The following is a 6,160-nucleotide window of genomic DNA, read 5'->3' as shown; positions in this document are numbered from 1 at the left end:
TAATTAATAATCGCCCAAGAAAATGCTTGGGCTGGAAATCTGCACACGAAGCGTTCATGGAGCAAGTGTTGCACTTAATTTGACAAAGTAACAAAAATAAATAATCATAGGTATTTATTTTTGGGACAACATAAGTAAGAAAAAATCTCAAGAGGTGATGATCATGATTATTGAAAGGTCGTCTAAGTGGGAAGAAGACTTCATAAATAAACTAGAGAATAATGGTGAATGGGATAGTTGGAAACTCTACAATATGACTTATGACGTGTTGAAAACAAATCTTATTACTGAATTTTCTGGTCTCCAATCTCCTAAATACTTACCCAACCTAACCCCACTAACCCACCAATTAGAAGCGGCTGAAACAGTCATCGAACGGATGAATGGCAAAGCGATTCTTGCAGACGAAGTTGGTCTTGGTAAAACGATAGAAGCGGGTCTCATACTGAAAGAATATTTAATAAGAGGGCTTGTCAAAAAAGCATTAATATTAGCTCCAGCTTCTCTTATTAATCAATGGGTCGAGGAATTAAATTATAAATTTTATATTCCTGTAATTGCATATAAAAAAAATATTCAGTTAGATCAATACGATATAGTAGTCATGAGCATGGATACGGCAAAAAAGAGCCCACATCGAGAGGCAATATATGCTCAAGATTATGACATGATTATTATTGATGAGGCACATAAACTAAAAAATCATAAAACAAAAATCTATGAGTTTGTCCAAAGTTTAAAAAAGAAATTTTGTTTATTATTAACTGCTACGCCAATTCAAAACGATGTATTTGAGTTATTTTATCTTATTTCTTTACTAAAACCTGGACATCTAGGTAATTATGAAATGTTCCAATCCTCATTTTCCGCCAGCAAACATAATTTAGAACACGATGAGTATTTAAGAGAACTGGTTAACCAAGTAATGGTTAGAAATAGAAGGCAGGATACAGGAATTGAATGGACGAATCGACAAGTGCAAATTATCCCGATTCAATTTACAGATGAGGAAAGTGAAGTTTACGATTTAATCTTAAATTTAAGAGATGTTTCATCTGCCTTTTCGGGAGCCTTTTCAATGATTACTTTGCAAAAGGAAATGTGTAGTAGTAAGGAAGCTACTTATTTGACCTTAAATAATATGCGCCAAAATTGTATTGAACAAGAAGAGAAAGATTATGTTGAAGGGGTTATCAAGAAATTAATGGCATTAGAGGTAAACTCAAAAGCAGAAAAAACTTATGAGATTATTTCCAAGACGACTGATAAAGTCATTATTTTCACTGAATACCGAGCAAGTCAAGCTTATTTGCAGTGGTATTTGAATTCAAAAGGCATTACAAGTGTTCTCTTTAACGGAAAATTTAAGAAAAACAAACGCGATTACATGAAGCACTTATTCAAGGAACATGCACAAGTCCTGATTGCAACGGAAGCAGGAGGAGAAGGGATAAACCTGCAATTCTGTCATCATGTCATAAATTATGACTTACCTTGGAATCCGATGAAGTTAGAGCAACGAATTGGACGTGTCCATCGTTTAGGGCAAGAGTATGACGTGCAAATTTACAATCTAGTAACTGATAACACCATTGAAAAAGATATACTGGACATGCTCTACGTAAAAATTGATGTCTTTGAAAAAGTAGTCGGAGAATTAGATGACATTTTATCAGCTTTAAAAAAGCCTATTTAAGATAAGAAGTAACGGTGGTAAATGTTTATTGCCCGAAAAAGAAGCGCCAGGAGAATTCAGAGGAGGGTTTACATGTTCCCACAACAAGTTCATGGATACTTGCGAAGTTTTTTTCTAGAGAACGATTGTCATATTGTAAATGAAAGTGACCATTACATTACTGTGCAATTAACGATTGCTATGGATAAACGAATTATGAACCGTCCTTTTTATTGGAGGTATTTAGAAAGTACAAACGGTGTTCCATGTCCGGCTCAATTAACTTTAATTACAGATCAAACAAAACTTAATAGCAATATTAATGGAGAAATTGTACACTTTGGCTCTCCTCGGCTCAATCAACTATTTCAAGTGACTAAAGAGTTAGGAGCATTTGTACAAATGTTTGAGAGAGTAGATTATCTTGAAGCAAAAACCATTTTAACTCCATGGCTTTCTGTGAATTATAAAGTGTCATATTACAGTGATCAAACTAAAGAAATGCTGTATTCCTTTGGACTCAATTTAATGACAGGGCAGCTTTTAGATGGCTTTCAAGAATCATTAAGTGAAATGGATTTAGTAACAGCCATGCCTGAAAATGCTTTTGAACTCCCGTATATTATAAAGCCTATTCGTGCGTTAGAACGATTAAATGTAGCAATTGAAAATATTATACATCAAGATGATCATACTTGGGCTGAAGAAGCAAAGAAAAGATGGCAAAAAGCACAACAAGTATTAGAATATTTTTATGATGGGATAGAAGATAAGCCAGAAAGTTACGAAATGGAAAAGCAAGCACTAGAAGAACAATACGATTCAAGGATTAAAATTGAAATTATAAATGGTGGGTTATTTTATTTGAAGTGATTATTAGGGATCAATAGGACGAGCCCGAAATATGTTCGGGTTCGTTATATATTTGTAAAATCATTATTATTAGGACTTGAATCGGCTGATGGTAGGGTCTATTAAAAAGAAGACAATAGACTGTGCGGGAAATTATTAAGAGCGGAACTACTTATATTCCAGTAAATAATGTAGAACTTTCTATTAAAGGGTATTCCGCAAAAAATATTTGCTTCTTGAATTAATGGGACGATTGTAGAAGATACTGAATGCGGAATATCATTTGTATTGTTGACGGTGGTACCAAGCATTCTAACAATTTCTACTCCAACTCATACATAATTGAAGGAAAGAAGGGTGCATTAGTATTTTTTGAATCGTGTACAAAAAAGAAGACTCTTAGTGGAGAAAGACTATTTTCTTTTCTTTCCATTATCTTTCGCTAAAGGTTGGTTTTTCTTTTCTTTTTCAAAAATCAAATGGACATGGACATTGTTTTTATCCATTGTTATCACATCAACAACTTTTCCTTTACGGCCTTTAATTTTAATGTTCTCTTCGACTAAGGGAATGATTCTTAAACACTGATTTAATAATAAAGTTTTGTTTTCATAAAAATGAACATTATACATCTGCTAATATCTCCTTAATATTAAAATTTTATTTCCAAACGGCAAAGTACTAATTAGTTCATTAATTGTTACTACTTGTTTATTTTTTTTGCGCAGTAAGGTGTTCATCAAACGCATCAATAATATGAAGAAAATGATTGGCTTCACGAAATACGTGATCTGCAAGAAGTGCCGGGATATTACTTTTGATTTTACAAGCTTCAATTAAATCTTTAGCAGTTTTCTTGAATTCACGTAGTGATACAACTGATACACGGTTTTGATCAAGAAACTGGTCCAACAATGGCAATGTTTCTGATTGAGGGCGCATATGTTCCAAATCTTGTGCTTGGAAAAGAAGCTGATCAAAATCATTACTGAATTCTCTTGATTGATCGACTAGTTTTCTTTCGGACGGATCTAACAAATGACCGATAAACTTTGAATGGTCTGCCATTATCTTCAGGTAAAATACATTTTCTTTTATAATGGCTTCAGGTAATGGTCTTAGCTTTCCTGTATTCAATTCCTTTAATCTCTTAGCGAAGTAAGCGGCTTCTCTGCTTGTATGATCAACAAGTAATGGTATATTATTGGTCAATATTTTACATTCTAATATTAATCCAAGGACTTTTCTTTTATATGCCCATATGGAGACAGCTGCCTGGTACACTTGTATGTTCAGTCGCCTAATTACTTCCGGGTCCGTCATTTCATTGTAGGCACTGATTTGTTCTTCAATCTGCTCAAATATATTAATATATTGTCTTGCTTCATGTATGAGTTGTGTCTGATCTACGGTAAATCCTAAACTTAAAAAGTAAGCGTGTTCTTTCATAATCCTTGACCAAAAACGTATTTCTTCTAATGATTGCGTTACGAAAGTAGTTATCGTCTTTTCGCTCCTTATACATTTTTCAATCATCTCATTCTATGCCATAAGAGGTTGATTAATGATAGGTTTTCAGTTAATCCAAGTCGTTTTTTACTTAGCGTACAAAATTTTTGAAATGTTGAGGTACCATATATAATACAATACTTCAGGTGGGTTCTATCAATTACTCACTTATAAGACTAACACCTTTATAGTAAGTACCATACAGGAATTATTATTATTTGTAATGCTTTCAACAAGAGAAATTTGGTTGCCAATTTTCTTTTTCCCTGGAATTGAAACTGCAATCCTAGGAAATTTTGAATTGAGTTTTCTAGTTTATTGTAAACATCAAAATACTTATATCCAACTTGAAGAATTGGCAGAAGAATCTGGTATTTACATAAGATAAATAAGCAGTGCTGACCGAATATCTTATTCTACTAATCATGCAATACTTCAAAAAATACAGAGGTAAGTGAATCCCACCGCCAATTGTTAGACACTACTAACAATTGGCGGTGTAGTTTTTTTCTGAGATATAAAAGCTTTTTGAAAACTTTAAATAAAACTGAGTGGTTCCTAAAGAGAGCATTATAATTTTTGAAAATCTTAAAATGTTGCTTGAAGATGAGAATTAAATGTGTAGCCACAGTTCCAATACGAGCCTTACTGGATATGTTTTTCTCAAAGGTTTTACATAGTATGTTACATGTGCATTATCTCATTTGAGAAAGGAGTTATGATTTGGCTAATACTAAGCTTACAGGAAGAATTGTTACACCAAATGATCCTGATTACGAAAAGGCAAGGATAAATAACAACTTAAGCATTCCGAAATTTCCAAGTATAATCGTATTCTGTCAAAAGAAGAAAGACGTATTAAATGCATTAAGATGGGTAAGGGAAAAAAACAAACCATTCCGGATACGAAGCGGTCGACATAGCTATGAGAATTTTTCATTAATCAATGGTGGCTTAATTATTGATGTTAGTGAAATGAATAAAATTACGATTGATCATGAAGAGATGACAGCAAGAATAGAAGCCGGTGCTGATTTAGGAAAAGTATATAAAAAATTATGGAAATACGGGATGACCATTCCAGCAGGTACAGAAGGTAGTGTGGGGATTGTTGGTCTGACACTCGGTGGAGGAATAGGAATGTTATCACGCCCATTCGGACTTACTTGTGATAATCTGATTGAAATTGAAATGGTAAGAGCAGATGGACATAAAGGCGCAGAACTGATTAAAGCAAATCAAAATGATAACAGGGATCTATTCTGGGCTTGTCACGGGGGAGGAGGGGGTAACTTTGGTATCGTCACTTCCCTTACATTTAAGCTGCATGCTATTTCAAATGTATCTCTATTCTCTGTTTCATGGAAGTGGGAAGATCTTGAAGTTGCATTTGATGCATGGCAAAATTGGGCACCTCAAACGGACGAAAAATTAACCTCACAGATTGAATTAAAATCAAAAGAAGCGGGAGAAATCATTTCTCAAGGCATATTTGTTGGTTCTGCATCCAAGTTAAAGAAATTATTAAAGCCTATTACTACTGTCGGCTCACCAACAAAAATATGGGTAAAGGAAGTTCCGTATATTGAAGCGGTCAAATTCTTTGACGTACCAAGTGGAAACCAACCAGCACTTCGCAAGAGATCAGGGTCCTTTATTGAAAAATCTTTTCCACATAAAGCAATTAATAGGATGAAGCATTTATTAGCAAACGCCCCAAATAGAAATTCGAGCATTTGGCATCAATCTCTGGGTGGAGCAGTAGGCAAAATCGCTTCATATGATACGGCTTATTTTTATAGGAATGCAATCATTGCTCAAGAGTACCTTACTACATGGGAAAATCCAGAAGAAGAAAAGCAAAATATTAGGTGGGTAGAAGAAGTAAGAAACACATTAACTCCCTTTACAGATGGCGACTATGTAAATTTTCCAAATCTATATATTAAAAATTGGCCGATAACGTACTATGGAAATAATTTTAGGCGCCTTCGAGAAGTGAAAACAAAATACGATGCATTCAATGTATTTAATTTTCCTCAAAGTATCCCTCCTTATAAGAAGTGGATTTAGGATCTTCCCAATTAAAAAACCCCAACTCTATGAGAAGGGGTTTTTTAATAT

The 6,160-nt window shown here is 34.0% G+C and carries 5 protein-coding genes; 3 read left to right on the top strand and 2 right to left on the bottom strand.

The annotated features are described in order from the left end of the window. Positions 1 to 163 precede the first annotated feature (163 nt). Positions 164 to 1,696 (top strand): DEAD/DEAH box helicase, encoded by a 1,533-nt coding sequence (locus tag ACQKMD_RS18660; RefSeq protein ID WP_427753879.1) that lies wholly within the window; start codon positions 164 to 166, stop codon positions 1,694 to 1,696. Positions 1,697 to 1,768: 72 nt separating this feature from the next. Continuing rightward, the gene (locus ACQKMD_RS18655; protein ID WP_427753878.1) at positions 1,769 to 2,548 is read left to right on the top strand and encodes a YqhG family protein; all 780 of its coding nucleotides are present in this window, start codon (positions 1,769 to 1,771) and stop codon (positions 2,546 to 2,548) included. 392 nt (positions 2,549 to 2,940) lie between these two features. Here ACQKMD_RS18655 and ACQKMD_RS18650 read toward each other — a convergent pair whose 3' ends face one another. Then, positions 2,941 to 3,159 (bottom strand): hypothetical protein, encoded by a 219-nt coding sequence (locus tag ACQKMD_RS18650; protein WP_427753877.1) that lies wholly within the window; start codon positions 3,157 to 3,159, stop codon positions 2,941 to 2,943. A gap of 79 nt (positions 3,160 to 3,238) precedes the next feature. After that, the gene (locus ACQKMD_RS18645; protein WP_427753876.1) at positions 3,239 to 4,063 is read right to left on the bottom strand and encodes a DUF2935 domain-containing protein; all 825 of its coding nucleotides are present in this window, start codon (positions 4,061 to 4,063) and stop codon (positions 3,239 to 3,241) included. Positions 4,064 to 4,759: 696 nt separating this feature from the next. Here ACQKMD_RS18645 and ACQKMD_RS18640 point away from each other — a divergent pair. Then, a complete protein-coding gene (locus ACQKMD_RS18640) occupies positions 4,760 to 6,109 on the top strand; it encodes an FAD-binding oxidoreductase (RefSeq protein WP_427753875.1) in 1,350 nt (449 codons plus the stop codon). The last annotated feature ends 51 nt before the right edge of the window (positions 6,110 to 6,160 follow it).

The organism is Viridibacillus sp. NPDC096237 (genome assembly GCF_050278625.1).
Lineage (GTDB): Bacteria > Bacillota > Bacilli > Bacillales_A > Planococcaceae > Viridibacillus.
Note: the sequence above shows the minus strand (reverse complement) of the source record. Positions and strands in the feature narration are given on the sequence as shown.

Excerpts from the sequence above, each read along its gene's own strand:
- ACQKMD_RS18660 (WP_427753879.1), top strand. The coding sequence starts at position 164 with ATGATTATTGAAAGGTCGTCTAAGTGGGAAGAAGACTTCATAAATAAA.
- ACQKMD_RS18655 (WP_427753878.1), top strand. The coding sequence starts at position 1,769 with ATGTTCCCACAACAAGTTCATGGATACTTGCGAAGTTTTTTTCTAGAG.
- ACQKMD_RS18650 (WP_427753877.1), bottom strand. The coding sequence starts at position 3,159 with ATGTATAATGTTCATTTTTATGAAAACAAAACTTTATTATTAAATCAG.
- ACQKMD_RS18645 (WP_427753876.1), bottom strand. The coding sequence starts at position 4,063 with ATGATTGAAAAATGTATAAGGAGCGAAAAGACGATAACTACTTTCGTA.